General features: G+C 47.3%; 15 protein-coding genes. 3 read left to right on the forward strand and 12 right to left on the reverse strand.

Annotated features, from left to right (window positions below):
• The first annotated feature begins 1 nt into the window (after position 1).
• Positions 2-1,117 carry a glucose-1-phosphate adenylyltransferase subunit GlgD gene (gene glgD / locus GKG43_RS09315; protein WP_055154032.1) on the forward strand — a complete coding sequence of 372 codons (1,116 nt, stop codon included), beginning with the start codon at positions 2-4 and terminating at the stop codon, positions 1,115-1,117.
• Between the two features lie 166 nt (positions 1,118-1,283).
• On the opposite strand, the gene GKG43_RS09320 is transcribed toward glgD, so the two are convergent.
• The 10 genes from GKG43_RS09320 to GKG43_RS09365 form a co-directional block, all read right to left on the reverse strand.
• Positions 1,284-2,639 carry an SPFH domain-containing protein gene (locus GKG43_RS09320; RefSeq protein ID WP_055154034.1) on the reverse strand — a complete coding sequence of 452 codons (1,356 nt, stop codon included), beginning with the start codon at positions 2,637-2,639 and terminating at the stop codon, positions 1,284-1,286.
• Positions 2,640-2,694: 55 nt separating this feature from the next.
• Positions 2,695-3,702, reverse strand: a complete 1,008-nt coding sequence (locus GKG43_RS09325; RefSeq protein ID WP_050639002.1) for a TPM domain-containing protein — start codon at positions 3,700-3,702, stop codon at positions 2,695-2,697.
• 61 nt (positions 3,703-3,763) lie between these two features.
• On the reverse strand, positions 3,764-4,861 hold the full coding sequence (locus tag GKG43_RS09330) for a hypothetical protein (RefSeq protein WP_050639003.1): 1,098 nt from the start codon (positions 4,859-4,861) through the stop codon (positions 3,764-3,766).
• 99 nt (positions 4,862-4,960) lie between these two features.
• Positions 4,961-5,755: a TPM domain-containing protein gene (locus tag GKG43_RS09335; protein WP_055154036.1), complete on the reverse strand. Its 795-nt coding sequence runs from the start codon at positions 5,753-5,755 to the stop codon at positions 4,961-4,963.
• 62 nt (positions 5,756-5,817) lie between these two features.
• On the reverse strand, positions 5,818-6,918 hold the full coding sequence (locus GKG43_RS09340) for a hypothetical protein (RefSeq protein ID WP_055154038.1): 1,101 nt from the start codon (positions 6,916-6,918) through the stop codon (positions 5,818-5,820).
• A 212-nt stretch (positions 6,919-7,130) separates the two neighbouring features.
• Entirely contained in the window at positions 7,131-8,048 is a 918-nt protein-coding gene (locus GKG43_RS09345; RefSeq protein WP_129879032.1) for an ABC transporter permease, read from the reverse strand.
• Positions 8,049-8,161: 113 nt separating this feature from the next.
• A complete protein-coding gene (locus GKG43_RS09350; RefSeq protein WP_050639007.1) occupies positions 8,162-9,601 on the reverse strand; it encodes a hypothetical protein in 1,440 nt (479 codons plus the stop codon).
• A 7-nt stretch (positions 9,602-9,608) separates the two neighbouring features.
• Positions 9,609-10,448, reverse strand: a complete 840-nt coding sequence (locus tag GKG43_RS09355) for a carbohydrate ABC transporter permease (RefSeq protein WP_050639227.1) — start codon at positions 10,446-10,448, stop codon at positions 9,609-9,611.
• Positions 10,449-10,458: 10 nt separating this feature from the next.
• Positions 10,459-11,382 (reverse strand): sugar ABC transporter permease, encoded by a 924-nt coding sequence (locus tag GKG43_RS09360; protein ID WP_129879033.1) that lies wholly within the window; start codon positions 11,380-11,382, stop codon positions 10,459-10,461.
• On the reverse strand, positions 11,324-13,531 hold the full coding sequence (locus GKG43_RS09365; protein WP_055154042.1) for an extracellular solute-binding protein: 2,208 nt from the start codon (positions 13,529-13,531) through the stop codon (positions 11,324-11,326). The genes GKG43_RS09360 and GKG43_RS09365 overlap by 59 nt, the downstream gene beginning before the upstream one ends.
• 215 nt (positions 13,532-13,746) lie before the next feature.
• Between GKG43_RS09365 and GKG43_RS09370 the strand changes: the two genes are divergently transcribed.
• Positions 13,747-14,448 carry a response regulator transcription factor gene (locus GKG43_RS09370; protein ID WP_330581532.1) on the forward strand — a complete coding sequence of 234 codons (702 nt, stop codon included), beginning with the start codon at positions 13,747-13,749 and terminating at the stop codon, positions 14,446-14,448.
• Positions 14,449-14,576: 128 nt separating this feature from the next.
• Positions 14,577-15,881: a HAMP domain-containing sensor histidine kinase gene (locus GKG43_RS09375; RefSeq protein WP_055154046.1), complete on the forward strand. Its 1,305-nt coding sequence runs from the start codon at positions 14,577-14,579 to the stop codon at positions 15,879-15,881.
• 370 nt (positions 15,882-16,251) lie between these two features.
• Here GKG43_RS09375 and GKG43_RS09380 read toward each other — a convergent pair whose 3' ends face one another.
• Both GKG43_RS09380 and GKG43_RS23095 read right to left on the reverse strand, forming a co-directional pair.
• The gene (locus GKG43_RS09380) at positions 16,252-17,334 is read right to left on the reverse strand and encodes a PD-(D/E)XK nuclease family transposase (RefSeq protein ID WP_129879034.1); all 1,083 of its coding nucleotides are present in this window, start codon (positions 17,332-17,334) and stop codon (positions 16,252-16,254) included.
• 674 nt (positions 17,335-18,008) lie between these two features.
• On the reverse strand, positions 18,009-18,253 hold a 245-nt coding region (locus GKG43_RS23095), incomplete at its 5' end, for a hypothetical protein (protein ID WP_206672031.1).

Genomic DNA, 18,253 nt, shown 5'->3' on the forward strand with positions numbered 1-18,253 from the left:
TATGGATAAAGCATTTGGAATCGTAAATCCTGCCGGAAACCACATCTCAGTAGAAGGGCTTCAGTCATACCGCACCATCGGGGCATTTTCATTCCTGGGCAGATACCGCGTTATCGACTTCCCAATCTCGAATATGAGCAACAGCGGAATCGACCAGATCCAGGTCTATGCCCGCAGTAAACCGCGTTCGCTTGTGGAACACCTGGGAACAGGGCGGCACTATAACATCAACTCCAAGCGGGGTAAGCTGCGTGTCCTTTTCTCTGAAAACAGCTCTGACAATGATATTTACAATACGGATATTGCCGCGTTCCTCGAGAACCTGGAGTGCATTGAGAGAATGCATTATCCGTATGTGGTGATTGTACCGAACTACATGGTGTATACGGAGAATTATGACAAGCTCTTGGATACGCACATAAATTCAGGCGCTGACATTACGCTCTTGTATCACGCCACAGACAATGCCAAGGAAACATTCCTGAACTGCGACCTGTTGAACCTGAACCGCCAGAAGGGCGTTCTTTCTATAGAGAAAAACCGCGGAACAGCAAAGAGCAGAAATATTTTTATGGATACCTATATCATGAAAAAGGAGCTGTTTATTGAGCTGATCCATAAGGCGAAAAGCCTTTCCTCCATGTATACGCTTGCACAGATTGTAAATAACCAGTGTAATGAACTGGATATCCGCGGGGTATCCCACAGAGGTTATTTTGCGTCAATTACTGACTTTAAGAGCTATTATGACGCAAATATGTCGCTGATAAATTATAAGAATGCCATGAATCTGTTTGACGAGGAATGGCCGATCTATACAAGGACGAACGACTCTTGTCCGACGCAGTATTTCGAGACGGCTGCCGTTAAGACCTCTGTTGTGTCTAACGGATGTCTGATAGAAGGAACTGTAGAGAATTCGGTGATCGGACGGGGATGCACCATCCAAAAGGGCGCTGTTGTTAAAAACTGTGTGATTCTGCCCGGGGCGGTGATTGGGAGGGATGTGCATATTGAAAATCAAGTTGTGGATAAGGGAGCGAACCTGATCCATGCAAAGGAACTGATTGCGCCGCCGGAGAGGCCGGGGTATATCAGACGGGGAGATACCATTTAGCGGAGTTAGTAAGAGAATGGGGCCGTCGGGAAATGATTGATTCATACTATATATTGCAGCCTGACTTCATAGTCCGCCTCAATATGTAGTTAGTAAATATCATTTCCCGACAGCCCCAGTTGTCTTATCTCTTGCCTGGTAAGCAGAAGATGTTCATATGATTTTTCTATATAAGATCCCCGTCATCAAAGGGGTCTCCACATTCGGGACAGAATTTCGGTGGATGGGCCATGTCTTCAGGCTCCCAGCCACATTTATCGCAGCGGTACTGGGGGACGCCCGCGGGTTTTTTCGCACCGCACTCTGTACAGAATTTGCCTTTGTTTATAGTACCGCAGGAACAATTCCAGCCTTCTGCCGGGACTTGCCTTGGGGCGCCGCACTCTGCGCAGAACTTCCCTTTATTGCCTGTACAGCCGCAGCTGCAGGTCCAGCCGTCTGCTGACGGAGCCTGGCTGACCGCCCCTGAAGGCTGGCCTGCCTGGTTTGTGTGCTGCTGGCTGGCTTTTTGCTGCTGTCCCATCTGGTAAAGGTTCTGGCTGTTCATTCCGCCCATATTGTTTGCCATCCCCATCCCCATAAATGCCATGGCTGAACCTGTGCCTTCGTTTTTGGCTGCGGACTGCATGGCAGCTGCCTGAGCTCCTGTCAGATACGCCGCTGCCATAGTCGGGTCTCTGAAGACTGCGGATCTCTGCAGTTCCTTTATGTATGCCTCATCTTTTTCGGATGCCCGGATGCTGCTGATGGCGATGGATACCATTTCGATTCCTCTTGTACCGTTCCACTTATCGGACAGGATGTCCTTTAATGCATTGGTGAGCTCCATTGTATGCCCGGGCAGTGAACTGTAGCGGATACCCATTTCTGATATCCGTGCAAATGCGGGCTGCAAGGCGTTCAGCAGCTCACTTTTCAGCTGGCTTTCCAGATCCCGAACGGTAAATTCGTATTCAAAGTTTGCACAGACATTTTTATAGAATAATATCGGATTGCTCAGGCGGTAAGAATATTCTCCAAAACAGCGGACTGAAATATCCATATCCAGGCCTATATTCTTATCTGTTACACGAAATGGCACAGGATTCGGTGTGCCGTATTTGTTTCCCATGAGTTCCTTTGTGTTGAAGAAATAGACTCGCTGATCCTTTCCTGTGTCTCCGCCCATTGTAAAACGCTTTTTAAAGGTATTAAATGCCTCTTCCACTCCCTGTTCAGATCCATCATAGAAAATAGAGGGTTCCGTGGAGTTCTCCCATACAAATTCTCCCGGTTCCGAAGAGAATGCGACAATCTCACCCTGATCAACGATCATCATGCATTGGCCTTCATTCACTGCTACGATTGAACCGTTGCTGATGATGTTATCCTCTCCGCGTTTATTAGAACTTCTCCTGGATGTGCGCTTCATCCCCTTTGCAGCAATGATGCCGTCCCCCAGGGATTCGCAGTAAAAATACTCTCTCCATTGATCCGCCAGCACTCCTGTTGCTGCTCCGATTCCTGCTTTTAATAAGCCCATAGTTAGATACCTCCTGATTTATATTTGAGTACGTCCCGACGTATATTTATTGAATCTAGAACTTACCGCTGGCGCCACCATGTGTTTCGCCGTTATCGCTTGTATGAACTGTCGTTGTTGTCCTGCTGTATCTCTGTGAATCAGAATCGCGCGGCGGATCCGGGCGTCTCGGTGGATCTGGATCCTTCTGCTTCACCGGAGTTTTCGTGATGCTGGTAGTTAGGAATACATCGCTTTTACGTATCTGCATTGATGCATCTCTACTCTGATATACATCTGCATTTTGCTGCTTACGTGCCTTTTTCATCCCTTTCTTCATTCTGATCATGTATATGATGGTTATAATTAATGCGCCTGCAAAGCCCGGATAGCCATTATTTTCAGATGACTCTGATGAGGTTTCCATCTCTGTCTGATCCTGGTTAGTACCTGCTGTCGCACTGTTTGATGACTGATTTTTCTCATCCTTATCTGCTGTCCCATTTGTTTCTCCATCTGTTGCCCCATTCGTTTCTGCAGCTGGTGCTCCATTTTCCTCTGTACTCTCATTTCCAGCACTTTGTCCGTTCCCTTGAACATTCATTTTTTTCTCACATATATTTACAATCCCAGCCACATAGCTCACAAATCCGTCTCGGTACCGGCCATTGGCAAAATAATTCTGTGCTGCAGTTTGGCCCAGCGAATTCAAATCGTAGTCAGAAAACAGCGTAATCGTATCTCCGTGTGTAGAAATCGCCCACTCCCTATTCCCCATATCCAATACAAACAGCACTCCATCTTTCTTTTCTCCTATGCCATATCCATTCGTGTCAAACAACATATCCGCTTCCGCTTGGATATCGGCTTCCTGTCTCTGGCTTTCAGTTATCAGGACTACATCAATCTGATATACTGTAGCAATATCGTTGACCAGCGATGTCAACTCCAATTCTTCTGCATCAGATAAAATTTCTGCATTATCAACCACTCTCGGCAGACTTGCTTCTTCAGTAGCTGAAACTGGTAATACATTTACCAGAAACATGCAAAGCAGTGCTGCCATAAATCGTATTTTTTTCATTGTCTATCCCTCTTCCATCTTATGTCGTCTCAATATCTAATCGCTCCATAATTGCATGAGCCTAACGAAAAATCAGCCAAAGTAAATTTAGAATCACACTGCTTCCTACAAATACTCCTATTGCATGTTTCCAAAACAGTCCCTTATCAACAGGCAGTTCACCTACCAGTTTTCCTGTCTGCCCATTCACTGCAAAGCGGTATGTCTTATCTTTATGCTCTACATTAAATGTCCATACCGGAAGCAAAGCATACCGGACTTTACCCCTATTGCAGGCAACTCTTGAACTTTTCTGCCTAATGCTATAATACTCCCCTCTGTTAATTGAACTGTTTATAACATCTATAAATGTACTTTTTATCCGTTCCTCTGCTCGCCGTCGACATTTTTCTTTAGGTACATCATACTTAAGAGCCTCATAACCAGACAGATAGCCTTCTTGGAACGGCACTGCCTTACTCATATCAAATGGTTCAAGAGACTCCATATAGGTGTCGTCAAGTTCAGCAGAACCATCTACCGGAATATTTTCGAAAAACATACTGCCTTCTCTGGTAACTAAATATAAGTCCTTTTGAGTGTACTCGTAGTAATCATCTCTCCATCTTTTCATCTTTTCCGCATCATAAACCAAAGTACCTTTTGTATGACAGCTGAACAGCCAGAACGGAACATAAACCCCTGTCATTTCCTTTATATTGTGCTCAGAATGGAACGCCCTCGGTATAAGTTTCTTTCCTTTACAGAAATCTTTATATACCTCTTTTGCATCGTTCTCATCCAGCTGAAACGGAATAACCAAATCTGGTTGGAATTGCCCCGATACTTGTCCAGGAAGTATTACAGGACTGTCACAATATGGACATTTCGTAGCTGCCGTAGTCTCTGCCGCATCCAACTCTCCGCCGCAGGACGGACAGGTATAGACTTTCCTGCCATCCTTTTGTTTTACCGTCCATTCTCCCTGTCTTCTCTTGGAACCTTCGTTCCAATCGTATGTATCCCCCTGCTCTTCCACTGACTCTACGGTCTCCGCATATTGCCGAACTGCGTCCATACTAATCATATTGCCGCAGGATGGGCACCGAAGCTTCTGGGTATCACTGCTGAACACCAGGCTCCCCCCACAACATGGGCACTTATAGCCTTTTGTACTCATCTTCCACACTCCTATTCTCATTCGTCTTATTTTAGTAGAAATATCGTTTTCGCTATATTGCTTTGCATTTATTATATCATAGCCATTGAGAATTTGATATTACCCTCTCTTCTTTTCTTCTCCGGACTGATCCTTTTCCTTTTCAATAGGTTTTTTCGTGATATCGCTTGTTAAGAATACCGCCGTTTTACGAGTATGAAACAACGCATCTGTGTTCCGGTATGCATCTGCATTACTCTGATCATACTCCGACTCAGGTTTTCTGTTCATAAATCCCCTCCAAATTAAGGTGATAATCCCTCCGCATATCATTGCGGGAATCAGGTAAATTAAGGGAGATTTTTTCTTCGGAGCAGTTTTCACATCCTCCTGAGTCTGGCTTGTATCTTTGGCCGCGCCTCCGTCTGCCGGCTGCTTTTTTCTATATAGTTCTGCAATCCCCTCCAGATAAATCTGAAAGCCCTCGCTGTACTGACCCGGGCTTAGATAATTGGCAGCCACATTCTTAAGCAGCTGCGTTAAATCACCACCGGACAGAAACGTATTTTCATTTCCAAATTGAACAACTCTACAATTGCCGCTGTTCAATTCAATTATGAGCATAATTGCGTTCTTGTCGTTCCCGATCCCATATCCATTCTGGTTATACAGATTTTTTGCCTCGGCATTTAAATCAGCTTCCTGTATCTGCCTTTTCATTACCAGAATTACATCTATTTGATATTCTTCACCAATGCCATAAATCTGTTCTGTCAGTGCTGCCTCTTCTGCCTCGGACAGAAGCTCCGCTTCATCAATCACTTTCGGCAGGCTGCTCTCCTCATTCGCAGAAACAGGCATTCCATTTACCAGAAACAGGATAAGCAGTACTGCCATAAATCGTATTTGTTTCATTCTCAGTCCCTCTTCCGTAATATGTAGTTTTCATATTCCTAATGTCGCTGCAAGTCTATGACTTAGAAAAATATAAGAAGCAAAAGAAGATATACAATCAGAGTACTTCCCGCAAACACTCCCAGCATATTTTTCCTGTACATCCCCTTATCAGTCGGCAGATCACCTGACAGTTTTCCGGTCTGTCCGTTCACTGCAAAGGGGTATATTTTGTCTTTATATTTCACATGAAACGTCCAGAGCGGCAGCAAGGCATACTGCACCTTCCCTTTCGTACAGGCAATGCTGGAGCTTTTTTGAAAGATAGAATAATACTCATTATGGTTGACTGACTTGCTCATAGCTCTTTGAAGTGAGCTCTTTATCCTTTCCTCTGCCACGCTACGGCACTCATCTTTAGACACATCGTACCGAATTGCTTCATAACCGGACAGGTAACCTTCCTCAAAAGGAACCGCTTTATCAATCCCATATGGTTCTATGGATTCCATATAACTTTCATCTTTCTCAGAGGAACCGCCTACAGGAAGGTATTCGAAGAACATATCTCCTTTTCTGGTCACCAGGTATAAATCTCTCTGGGTGTATTCGAAATCATCATCCTGCCATTTTTTTATCTTTTGAGCATCATAAATAAAAGTTCCCTTTGCCCGGCAGCTGAACAGCCAAAATGGAACATAACTACCGGTTACCTCCTGTATTTTACGCCCGGACCGGAAAGCTTTTGGCAAAAACTTCTTTCCTTTACAGTACTCTTTAAATATCTCTTTTACCCCCTCCTCATCCATCTGAAAAGGTATAATCAGATCCGGGTGGTATTCCCCCGATACTTGCCCCGGCAGTATTACGGGGCTGTCACAATAAAGACAGGTGGTAGATGCGGTGGTCTCGTCGGCATCCACCTCCGCGCCGCAGCAAGGACAGATATAAAGTTTCCTTCCCTCTTCTTCTTTCACTCCCCATTCAGTCTGGCTCTCCCCGGCATCATCACCCCACTCGAATGTATCCCCCTGCGCTTCTACTGACTCTACGATCTCCGCATATTGACGGACTGTTTCCATATCAATCTCATGATCGCAGGACGGGCATTGAAGCTTTTGGGTATCGCTGCTGAACACCAGGCTGCCGCCGCAACACGGGCACTTATAGCCTCTTGTACTCATAGTTCACACTCCTCTGCTCTCTTGTACACCGCCAATCAAACAGCGGCACCTTTCAATAGGCAGCATTTACGATGTACTCCTATCATTATAGTAAAAATGCCGCTTTCACTTTGCGTTTATTATATCATAGTATTTTTATATTTTATATGATAAAAACGCAAAACCGAGCAGTCATCCGAAAGGATTTCTGCCCGGTTGGAATATATTCTCTTTTATATCTGAGTCTGTCCAGTTCTATATTGGCGTAAGCCTACGATTCCATATAATGTTCCAATTGCAGCCACTGCCGTCATCGCTGCCCCGCCCCCCATAACCAACCTCCAATTATTGTACAGCTCCTGTTCCGGCCAGAACTGCTGAAAGGCTGCAAATTGTCTGACAGCCTCTGTTTTCGTTTTCCAAAGACTGCTGAAAAATTCGAAATCCGACCAGTAAGTGGGCAGATAGTCTCTTCCCAGGCCGGAGAACATGATTCCCAGAATTACAATTACCAGCAGCATGATCCAGCCTGCTGCCACCAGGCACCTGGACAGAACTGCCGGTCTCCTGGTTTTTTTTGCGTATACCCCAGCGGCAATACAGAGGGCGGCGCACAGCATAGCCTGACTGACTGCAAATATGATTTTTGCCGTGGCCGAGTAGAACTGCCCGTCTATGATTTCTTTATGGGATCCTCCCAGATATACTTCCATCATGCTGACAATACTCTGCACGGACTTGCTGTCCGTTTTTCTTTGGACAGAAATGCCGTCAAATGCGCTTCCCTTTTCCGCAGGGATCATACAGACAGCCTCTTCTCCTGATAATATTCCGGTTATGCGGTAGGTCTTCCCGCCTGTTTGAATTACATTTCCGGAGGCATCTTTGACGCCAAACAGGGCTATAGAAGTCTTTTGATCCAGCAGGCAGACATCGGTTTCACTGCTCAGAAAATACCTGCCGGACTGCAGTGTCTTTCCAAACACTGCCTCCGGCTGTCCCTTGATACTGTAACAGTCTGCCTGCTGCTTCCTGCCCGTCTGCTCTGCGGATATCTCCTTCCGGCCATGATTCTTCCACACCGCGGCTGAGGCAAGCTTTTTTGCTTCTTCACTGTCCATCAGCTGGTCAAAGGATTCCTCCGGGACCATCCCCTCCTGGTACCTCAGGGACAGATAACCGGAATACGTCTCCGCAGCCTGTGTGCGGCCGAGTAGCCACAGATCCGCCAGAATCAGCGCTGCGGCAAGCAATAGATAGAATGTCAGTTTGCGTTTTCTATTATCCGTACCTGGTCACCTTCTTCCACATATTTCTCCGATGAAACTATAATCTGATCTTCTCTGCTAAGCTCTGCTATAACAGCGGCGTTCTGGCTGTCCTTTTCCAGTACGCTTACAGGAACTCTTTTAGAGCTCTGTACCGTCCCCAGCATGCCTGAACTTTCGGTAAGGATCAGACAGTACGTACCGTCAGTGCCTTCGCGCAGTGCACTCAGCGGTATCATCTGCTCATATTCCTCCTGAGACTCGGTCTTTGCCGTCCAGGTAAATGCCTTGTTATATACGCCCTCGACTCTTTCTGGAAGCGGCGCATACCAGAATGCTCCTGTCTCGCCGGACGCACCACTGCCGGATTGCCCTTCGCTCTGGCTCTGTCCCTCTTCTTTGCTTTGGCTGCTGTCCGCATTTTCCACAGACTCGATTTTTAGGATTCTCTTTTCCGAGGATGGCAGCGTAATCTCTACTTCTTTCCCTGCCGATAACTGCTCTTTATCTTCCCCGCTTACGCTTCCACGCAGCCGCCAGCCTCCGCTTCCCAGAACCAGTATTTCCGATCCGGTGGTAACAGCGCCTTCCTGGATTCCTGACCGCAGTACCACACAGTCCTGTTCCGCACAAATTTTCCCTCCGGAATCCTGATACTCACGGAGCTTTTGAAGCTCACTCTCCGCCTGCTCTGTCTGAACGTTCAGGTCCTGTACCCCCAGCTCGGCCGCTTCCCGGGCATTGGCATCATTTGCCTCCTGGGCGGCATCTTCCCGGCATGCCAGGTCATAGGCATTTTGGGCGTCCTCCAGGGCCTGATTCGCAGACTGCACTTCTGCCTGTGCACTCTGGAGCGCCTGATAAAGTGCCTGTTTTTGTTCCTGGATTCCCGGGTCTTCTTCCGCACCTGGCTGTCCGCCGGTCCCCTCTTCTCCCTGCCCGCCGGCTTCTGCCCCGTCGTATGCAGCCTGTGCCTCTGCCGCCTTCTGTTCTGCCTCTGCCAGTCTGTTCTGCGCAGACTGCAGCGTCAGGGCCGCCCCTGCAGCCGAGGATACTCTTTGGCTCCCGCGGGCGGAAACCTGCTGCTGTTCCCTCTGCAGGCGCAGTCTCTCTACTTCGGCCTGTTTCTTGTCAATGGTTTGTTGGAGATATTCCGCCCTGAACTGTACCAGACAGTCTCCTGCTTTTACCGTACTGCCTTCCTTCGCGGCGCTCTCGACCTGCTGCTGGGGCCAGAGAAAAAGTTTTGTCTCCTGTGCCGGTACGATCTGCCCTTTCCCTTCCCAGGTGTAAGTCAGGCGTCCCTTTTTTATTTTCTCCACCTTTACCTGTGCAACCAGTACGGATGCAGCGGCTCTGGAAATTACAGTACAAAGCGCCATCACGGCCAGGAATACTGCCAATATCCGTATGGCCCGTTTTTTATTCTTATCCATCTATGATCTACTCCTTAATCCCTGATGCAACAATTCCCTGTTCCAGATAATCCTGTCCGAAAAAGAACAATAACAACGCCGGAGCCAGCATGATAATAGACGCAGCAAATGCAAGGGCTGCCTTTGAGGCTGTTATCTGCGGCAGGTAAAGCGAAAGCGGCCAGTATGCCTTTGTCTTGAGATAAGTCATCGGCTGCTCGATTGCATTCCAGCTCTCCAGAAATCCCAGAATCAATATTGCAAAGATTCCAGCTTTTCCAAGCGGCAGGCCCACATGCAGAAAGATCCGCAGGCTCCCCGCGCCATCCACCTTAGCAGCCTCAATCATTTCCCCTGGTATGGCGGAAAAACTCTTTCGCAATATGAATACCGGCAAAGTGGAAAACATTCCCGGCAGAATCACTGCTGCCGGCGTATCCATCAGATGTACCGCACTCAGCACCAGATAGCCGGATACCATAGTTACCTGAAAGGGAAGAACCATCAAAAGCATATAGAGAAACCACAGCAACCCTTTTCCCGGAAACCGGAATCTGGCAAATGCCCATGCTGCAGGAACTGCCGTCAGAAGCTGTCCAGCCAGTATGCCGCCGGTCTGGATACACGAGTTCCAAAACGCCGTAAAAAATTCCGGCGAATCCAGCAGGAGCCGCACATATGCACGCAGTGTGGGGTAAGCCGGGATCAGCCGGAAGCCAGACATCCCTTCCAGGCCGGAAAGCACCGGCCCGCACAGTTCTCTCAATTCCTGCACTCCCATGAAGGAGTAGGAAACCAGCAGGAACAAGGGAAGCAGAATGACCGCCAGCACCAGAATCAGACACAGCCGGACAACGGCTCCTCTCACGGAGGCTGATTTATAACTGACCGAGCTGCCTCTCCCGCTTTTCTCTGTGATTTCTCCACAATTCCTCACCGCCCAAGACACCTCCTATTCCCAGCATAAGCAGTACCGCCGCCGCTGTCATTTTCTGGATGTCCAGATTTGTAAACCAATTATTAAATAAATGCTGCAGCATGTATATACTGTCGTGGGGATAATCCCCTGCAATCAGATATGCTTCCCGGAACACGCGGAATGCATTGATAAAAGACAAAAGTGCTGTCACGAATACCGTTTCTTTCATCTGGGGCATTGTGATATACCGAAAACAGCTCCACCTGCCCGCGCCCTGCACCTGGGCAGCCTCATACTGTTCCTGTGGTATGGCGCTCAAGCCTGCCAGCCACAGCACCATGTCATATCCCAGGTTCTTCCATATATAGCATGCCGTCAGCACCCAGAACGCCTGGTCCGATGCCAGCCAGTCCTGTCCCCCGCCTTCATACTTTTGAAGCAGTAGGTTGAGCCAGCCATGCCTGTCAAAAATCATCTGGAAACAGACTGCCACAGACGCCACGGGCATAGCCATAGGCAGAAGCACTCCGGTCTTTGCCGCTTTTTGAAACACACCGGTATTTCGAAGCGCCAACGCCGTGCACAGTGATAGTAAAAGAAGCAGCGGAATACAGATCACCATAAACCGTGCAGTATTCCCCGCAGCCCTTTTAAACGCCTCGTTTAGCAGCACCGACTGATAATTCTGAGCTCCTACAAACCCCTTTCCGGAAGCCTGAAGAAAAGACCGCCGGATCACATCCAGAAACGGCAGGAAGACAAACCCTCCTACTCCCAAAAGGCTTGGGAGCAGAAACAGGTATGCCGTTCTTATTTCTTTTTTTCTATTCTGCGAGATAGGTATCCACCTTCTGCGCGATTGTCTCCGCCGCTTTTGTGGCATCAATACTTCCCTCCAGATATTTGTCCGCTGTCTCCTGGTAAATGTTCCATACGACCCGGTCCTGATTAACCGGTTTTGTCAGGGATTGGCCAAGCTCCATTAACTGGTCCACTTCCTCTGCTGAAGGGTAGGTTGCGGATATTTCAACGATATCATCTCCGATCTTCGTGCTGGACATCATTGTAAATGAATTTGCATACTCACTGTCCACCTCGGCGGCCAGCCCCTCCATCGCGCTTTCCATAACCGGAAATCCATCGTCAAGCTGTGCAGACTGTATTTCTTCGGAGAATAAATATTTTACGAAATCTTCCGCAAGGTCTTTCGCACCGCTGCTCTCGTTAATCCCCACAACACCAACCGGATTATACATATTCTGAACTGCGGACGGCTTCACGTTCAGCTCCCGCATCATTGCGTATGGCAGTATCATATTCTGCACACTGGATATCTCTTCTGTGGACACTGCGTCCGGATATTTCATGATGCCCGCGCCCATAATATTGTCAAACGGCCCAGGAACATATTCATAAGAAGTGTTGTATTCTTCTCCCTCAAATTCTGCTGCCCGTGCATTCACGCTGATTTTTGATTCCAACTCCAGAAGCTGCACCAGCCTGGCCTGGTCAATTTTACCGTCAGGATCCACAATTTCGCCTTGGTACAGCTGGAATAGGAAATTACGGATATAATCATAGTCTGCAACTCCAAACACGGATGCATCCGGATTGGCATCCATATAGGCCTGGAGTGTATCGATGGATTCCAGAGCTGCTTTTACCTCTTCGTCGCCGAACAGGATCGGTATCTTGAACTTTAACGGCATCCCGTAAATCTTTCCTCCACTCTGGGCAGTATTCTTCAAAATCTCTTCCAGATAAGAATCCTGTCCCGTCAGGTCAGCAGCAAGGTCTGTCAGATCTTCCAGCACTCCCTTTTCAATATAGGAATCAACCGGCAGGCCATCCAGCAGCAGCACATCAGCTCCGTTCCCGCTAAGCAGTTCCGTATTCAAAGTACGGATATCGTCTGTGCTCACCTCGCCTGCTGTTTTACCGGAAGTATGGAACTCTACTTTCACATCGGTATGTTTTTTCTGGAACCGTATGATTGCCTGCCGCACAGTATCATTTTCTGACAGGCCGAAAACTTTCAGTGTTTTCTCCGGGACAGAAGGAATACTGGGGTCAAAAACATAATACTCCAGGATGTTTGTTCCCACTTTGTCCTGACTGTATAGTACATAGAAGTCTTCTTTATTGCCCATAACCACCGAGACAGGACTATTTACAGGGGAGCCCATAGCGCCCATGCTTCCCTCCATCACTATCTCGCTGATGTCATTTCCACTCTGTTTTCTGCTGATTCCGTCTTTTGAAACTGTATACCAGTTGCTGCCGTCACTGCAAAGCTGTCCCTGTTCGCCGTTTTCCTGCTTCAGTGTCCCTTTCTTAGCCAGGCTGCCGCTCTGGTATAAAGTATAGATTCCTTCCTCTGTGTTCACTGCCACGATCCCGTCACTTCCCTTTGCCATTAGCTTCTGTGTATTGCTGACCGACTGGATCGTCTGGATCTCGCTTACAGTTTCCAGTGTATCCGGTGAAAGGATCACGATCTTCTCCTGGTACATATCCTGCAGCCAGTAATTCCCCGCATCATCGACCAGCAGATCCGCTATCATAGACGTACCGTACTCCGTCTCCTGCTTAAAATAGGCTGCATCCAGCGCTTCCCCTGCACCGCCCTCTTTTCCCAGGGCCAGCTGAAACTGCTGTGTCTCCATATTTACACTCAAAAGTACCTGTGTGCCATCCGCTGTCTCCTCCATATCAACCAGATACGGGGGATGATCCTGGTATAACTCCGCTATCCATTTAACCGGAGTTTCCTTCCATTCTCCATCTTTATATTCGTACCGGTTTATTTCCGATCCTTTGGACCCAAACAAGAGGGGGTTCCCGTCTTTGGATTTGGAGAAGCTGATCCCGCCTTCTCCGTCTTTAAAAGGCAGTTCAATATCCTTTTCTATATACCGCCCCTTTCCCGCATTATCATCTTTTGTATCCCCTTTGCCGCACCCTGTCAGCAAACCGGCCGTAAGAGCCAGCGCCAGTATAAATACCAGTGTTTGTTTTATTCTGTTTTTCACTGCTGTACCTCCCTTTCTATATCAGAGTACTCTCGGAAACTCTTTGTGCCCGGCTTTGTGAGATGATTTCCAAGAATGCTCCATCAATACTCTTAATCATACAGACAGAATCTCAAAAAATCTTGAAAGCCTGGAATTATTTCTTAAAGATTTTTTTGAGATTTATCTGTTATACTATATTTAATACACACCAAAATGTTTTGAAAAGAGGTATTATGATGCATATACTGATCGTGGAAGATGATAAAGAATTAAGCCAGGCCCTTCAATTACAGCTCAAGGCCAGAAACCACACTTCTGACTGCTGTTATAAGGGAAGTGAGGCTTTATACTTTGCTATGAAGAATTCCTATGACCTGATTCTGCTGGACCGGATGCTTCCCGAGATTGACGGGCTCTCCATTCTGCGTTCTATCCGGCAGAACCATATAAACGTCCCCGTTATCCTGACTACGGCACTGGATACGGTAAACGACCGGATCGATGGCCTTGACTGCGGCGCTGATGATTATCTGGTCAAGCCCTATGCAATTGAAGAACTAATGGCACGCATCCGTGCGCTGTCCCGCCGTCCGGGTGTGCTACAGGAACATCAGGAGCTTCACTTTTCTGACCTGAGTTTCACACCAGAGAGCCGTACACTGCGGTGCCAGGAAAGAGAAGCGCAGTTGTCCGGACGTGAAGCGCTGCTGATGGAATACTTTCTGCGCAATCCGGAAATGGTTCTTGCACGGGAACAGATCTTTGCACGCGTGTGGGGATCGGATGCCGCAGTGGAGGACGGCAATCTGGATACTTACATTTATTTCTTAAGAAAACACCTGAAAACGCTGCACAGCCGGAGTGTCATTTCTACCATACATGGCCTTGGCTACCGCCTGGAGGGTTACTATGCACAGCCTGTGAACCGTACATAGTAACCGCATCTGGCTCATTTAAAGTCGCCAGCGGCGAAGAGCCAGATGCCCGGCCCCATCACCTTACTGGCCCGGATGCCGTGCAACGTGGTGCACGGCATCGTGAATAGCAGCACTGGAGGCACATCATGTTTCATAAATTTAAACAAAACCTTATCTTTTTATATACACTGACCACGGGTTTGATCCTGACGCTGGTTGTTTTTATGGCTTTCTTATTTTCTGCCTTTTCCCAGAATAACCGCCGGGAGGCTGCATTTCAGAACAATTTATTTTCTCTGACATCCAAACTGCAGACCGATTCCCAGTTTACAGACGCTTATCTGGCGGAAATGGAGTTGAGGAACAGCCTGCTGATATACATAGAAGAAAACGGGCACCCGCTCTTTTTTCCCGGTGCCTGGGAGCCGGACGGCGGGCGGGATGCCCTGCTGGACCGTGCGGCTGCCGAAGCCAAAAAAGAGGGCATCTATGAAGGCTCCCAGCCCATTTCCTCAGACCTGCTGAAGAGTTCTGTCTTTCGTATTAAGGGTGCACACTATGATACCTGGCTTGGTAATGTGCTGATTATCCGTACAGATTCAGGTTATAAGAAAATGATCCTATTATCCGATGAAACCCAAAACCGCAGAAGTATCTTAAAAACAGGGCTGCTTTACCTTCTAATGGATCTAATCGGGATCTTCCTGCTGTATCTAAGCGGCAGGCGGTTTGTCCTCCGCTCTACACAGCCATTGGAAGAAACTTACGAAAAACAGAGAGACTTTGTCTCAGCAGCCTCACATGAACTGCGCTCGCCTCTGGCCGTCATACAGGCAAATGCCTCGGCCATACAGGATGCGCCCTGGGAAAGCCCCCGGCTTCTGGCTGTGATTCAAAGTGAATGCGACCGTGGAAGCGCCCTCATCAAAAACCTGCTGCTTCTTGCTACTGCAGACAGCAAAAGTCTGTCCCTGCATAAGCAAAACCTGGAAATAGACGACCTGCTTCTGCATTTGCTGGAACTGTATGAACCAGTCTTCCTTGCAAAAAACGCCAGGCTGCTGCTGGAACTTCCCGAAGAGACGCTGCCTTACGTCCAGGGTGATCCGCAGCTCTGTCTGCAGATATTCACGATTCTTCTGGATAATGCGGCTGCGTATGGACTGGAACAGAATTCCCGCCGGAAGGTTCTGTTGAAGGCAGACTGCTGCAGCGGCTCTGTGTGCGTCTCAGTAACTGACTACGGCGTGGGTATCCCCGACGATAATAAACTGCAGATATTTGACCGTTTTTATCGGGGCGACAGATCCCGCAGCCACAAAGAACATTTTGGGCTGGGTCTGTCCATTGCAGCAGAACTGGCAAATGCCCAGGGGCTGGATCTGGACGTACAGGATACACCGGGGGGCGGGTGCACTTTTGTTGTCAGATTTCATGTTGCTCAGGGATAACCGAGCGGACGGATATGGATGTCTATTTGTAGGCAGTGATCAGATAACTAGTACAGCAGTGCATTAATCTTTCAGTAATAAGTGCCTGATATCTGCGTCAGAGTTGTGCCTGCTTTCGCGACGGCGTAGTGGTTCCTACGTCTAGCGTAAGCAGGTACAGCTATGGTGTAGAGAGCAGGTGCTTATTGCTGAATTATTAGTGCAATGCTGTACTGGCAGAAACATTAAAATAATGTAAACGAAAAGGAACGATATCCATTTTCGATATCGTCCCTCTTCACTCTCTTTAGAGATCATGTTTTAATCTTTATTTTCTGTTTTGTTGATACCCAACGGCAGTCTGAAAGTTACTGTACTTTCTTGAGAATGCTTAACTTTTCTTTATTAATTCTTCCAATCTTTTTCTCAGCTCTGCAATTTCCCTGGCTTGCATATTTAACCTTTCCTCATTATTGCTGAGCTGGTCATCTTTTTCTTTTAATGATATCTTAGCAGCTTCTAATTGTTCTTTTGTCATATCCAGCTGCTCCTCTTTCTTTTGTATCACCTCTGTCTGTACTTTAATTACCTTTTCCTGTTCCTCAATCATATATTTCACCGTATTCCGGTCAAGCTCAGCCAATTCTTTTGAATACATATTCATCACTCCCTCGATATTACGGCACATTTCATAAACATCCTCATAAAGAACCCTGAACTGAGGAAATCGCTCAATCAACTGCATAATACGTTCCGGTTCATCAAATGTCAGAAATGAAAGCCAGGCCTCCAATTCATTCTCTACTATTTTATTGTGCAGCGTTTCTCTAAAGATGTCAAGTGGAATCAAAACATACTCCTGCAGCGTTTCTAGTTCCAGCCCTGTATCAAAAATCTGCCGTGATCTATGAATATAGCTATCTTTTATCTTCTGAAATTCACGTGTACTATTTTCAAAAAATACTATTGTGTATACAGTCTTTATATCGTGGTATGTAAACTTCTTCTTCCGTTCACTTCTTACTCTTTTATACTGTCTCAGCAACGTGTCTGCAGAATAACATGCAACCCGTTGTCCCGGAAAAGCATACCCTATTTTCTGAATCTCAATATTGGCAAAGCTACCATCTTCCAATTCCACTAATATATCTGTAATTAAAAGGCTCTGCTCATCGGCAATCCTAACTGAATCATTGGGCAGTACAGAGCGGATTTTCACCCACTTCCCTAAAATGGCAGAAAGCAAACGTTCTATTCTTTCCGGATGATATTCCGGACTAAAAATTTCCTTAAAAAAAGAATCATACAATATCTTTACGCCTTTTACTCCTGTGCAAAAATTCAGAAATTCTTCCTGCTGCCCTTCTCTCCAGGATTTAAAAACAGCCAGCTGCTTCTCACGGCTTCCAATCTCATCGAGCACCTCCCTTCTTGTCCGAATCATCGGAAAATAATCTTTCAGTGTTTTTGCCATAAGCAGACTCCTCCTCTGTAAAAAGTTAAATTGTTCTAATTGCGGATAACACTTCGAAAATGAAGTACCGGAATAAAAAAGAAATCCCGTGGCTTGAAATCGATATGAATACCGGCCACTCAAGATGAATTCAGCATACCATACTTCGCATAACTAAGCAAACAGTTTGTAACTGAATAATATAATGTATCCACTTAAACGTTACTGTTTATCCCCCAGCCAACATCTTAATCGGGATTTAGTCGGCTAGCTTTAGACTTGTCGACGGACGGGGACGCTTCATGACAGGGAGGCCGGGGAGGTGCCGGGGCTGTATATGCCGTTGCGATATGCACCCGTGCTGCTAAGTGTTTCTAGAACAGCCGCTGCCCGATAGGCGGGTACGCTGAACACATCACGGGAAATCTGATGATTTCCCGCGCTGGGTTCAGCAACAACTTGATTTGGAGATCAAGTTGTTCCCCGCCTATCCGGCAGCGGCTGTTCAAGAATCACTAAGCGCACTCCAGCATTTCGCAACGGCATATACAGCCCCAGCGCCTCCCCGGCCTCCCTGTCATGAAGCTGGCTCATCCAATCGGCAGGAAAACTCGCCAACCAGGTGGGATCCCGGACCAGGGCAGCGGATGTGGATTGGCTATTCGTGACTTTTCATCTTCAAGATGCGTATTGAATTATTTTGATACTGGAACCGTATCCCCTTGCTTATGTACACCTAATGGGGACATAAAAGTCCCGCCAATTCTATATCCATACGCTGCCCCCGTTTGAGGCTCCACCTTAGGAACGAATCCTTTTCCTGCCGGTCGGATGCACCAGCTCCATGAAGGGATAGCTGAAAACCTCCCGGAGAACATCCATGTCCTTTCAAAAACGCTCAAAGCGAACCTTAGAAATTCTTGGTGGGAAACAGCCCTGA

Source organism: Eubacterium sp. BIOML-A2 (genome assembly GCF_009680135.1).
GTDB lineage: Bacteria > Bacillota > Clostridia > Lachnospirales > Lachnospiraceae > Faecalicatena > Faecalicatena contortus_B.

Coding starts and splice junctions, on each gene's coding strand:
- glgD (WP_055154032.1), top strand. CDS start 2: ATGGATAAAGCATTTGGAATCGTAAATCCTGCCGGAAACCACATCTCA.
- GKG43_RS09320 (WP_055154034.1), bottom strand. CDS start 2,639: ATGGGCTTATTAAAAGCAGGAATCGGAGCAGCAACAGGAGTGCTGGCG.
- GKG43_RS09325 (WP_050639002.1), bottom strand. CDS start 3,702: ATGAAAAAAATACGATTTATGGCAGCACTGCTTTGCATGTTTCTGGTA.
- GKG43_RS09330 (WP_050639003.1), bottom strand. CDS start 4,861: ATGAGTACAAAAGGCTATAAGTGCCCATGTTGTGGGGGGAGCCTGGTG.
- GKG43_RS09335 (WP_055154036.1), bottom strand. CDS start 5,755: ATGAAACAAATACGATTTATGGCAGTACTGCTTATCCTGTTTCTGGTA.
- GKG43_RS09340 (WP_055154038.1), bottom strand. CDS start 6,918: ATGAGTACAAGAGGCTATAAGTGCCCGTGTTGCGGCGGCAGCCTGGTG.
- GKG43_RS09345 (WP_129879032.1), bottom strand. CDS start 8,048: ATGGTCCCGGAGGAATCCTTTGACCAGCTGATGGACAGTGAAGAAGCA.
- GKG43_RS09350 (WP_050639007.1), bottom strand. CDS start 9,601: ATGGATAAGAATAAAAAACGGGCCATACGGATATTGGCAGTATTCCTG.
- GKG43_RS09360 (WP_129879033.1), bottom strand. CDS start 11,382: ATGCCACAAAAGCGGCGGAGACAATCGCGCAGAAGGTGGATACCTATC.
- GKG43_RS09370 (WP_330581532.1), top strand. CDS start 13,747: ATGATGCATATACTGATCGTGGAAGATGATAAAGAATTAAGCCAGGCC.
- GKG43_RS09375 (WP_055154046.1), top strand. CDS start 14,577: ATGTTTCATAAATTTAAACAAAACCTTATCTTTTTATATACACTGACC.
- GKG43_RS09380 (WP_129879034.1), bottom strand. CDS start 17,334: ATGGCAAAAACACTGAAAGATTATTTTCCGATGATTCGGACAAGAAGG.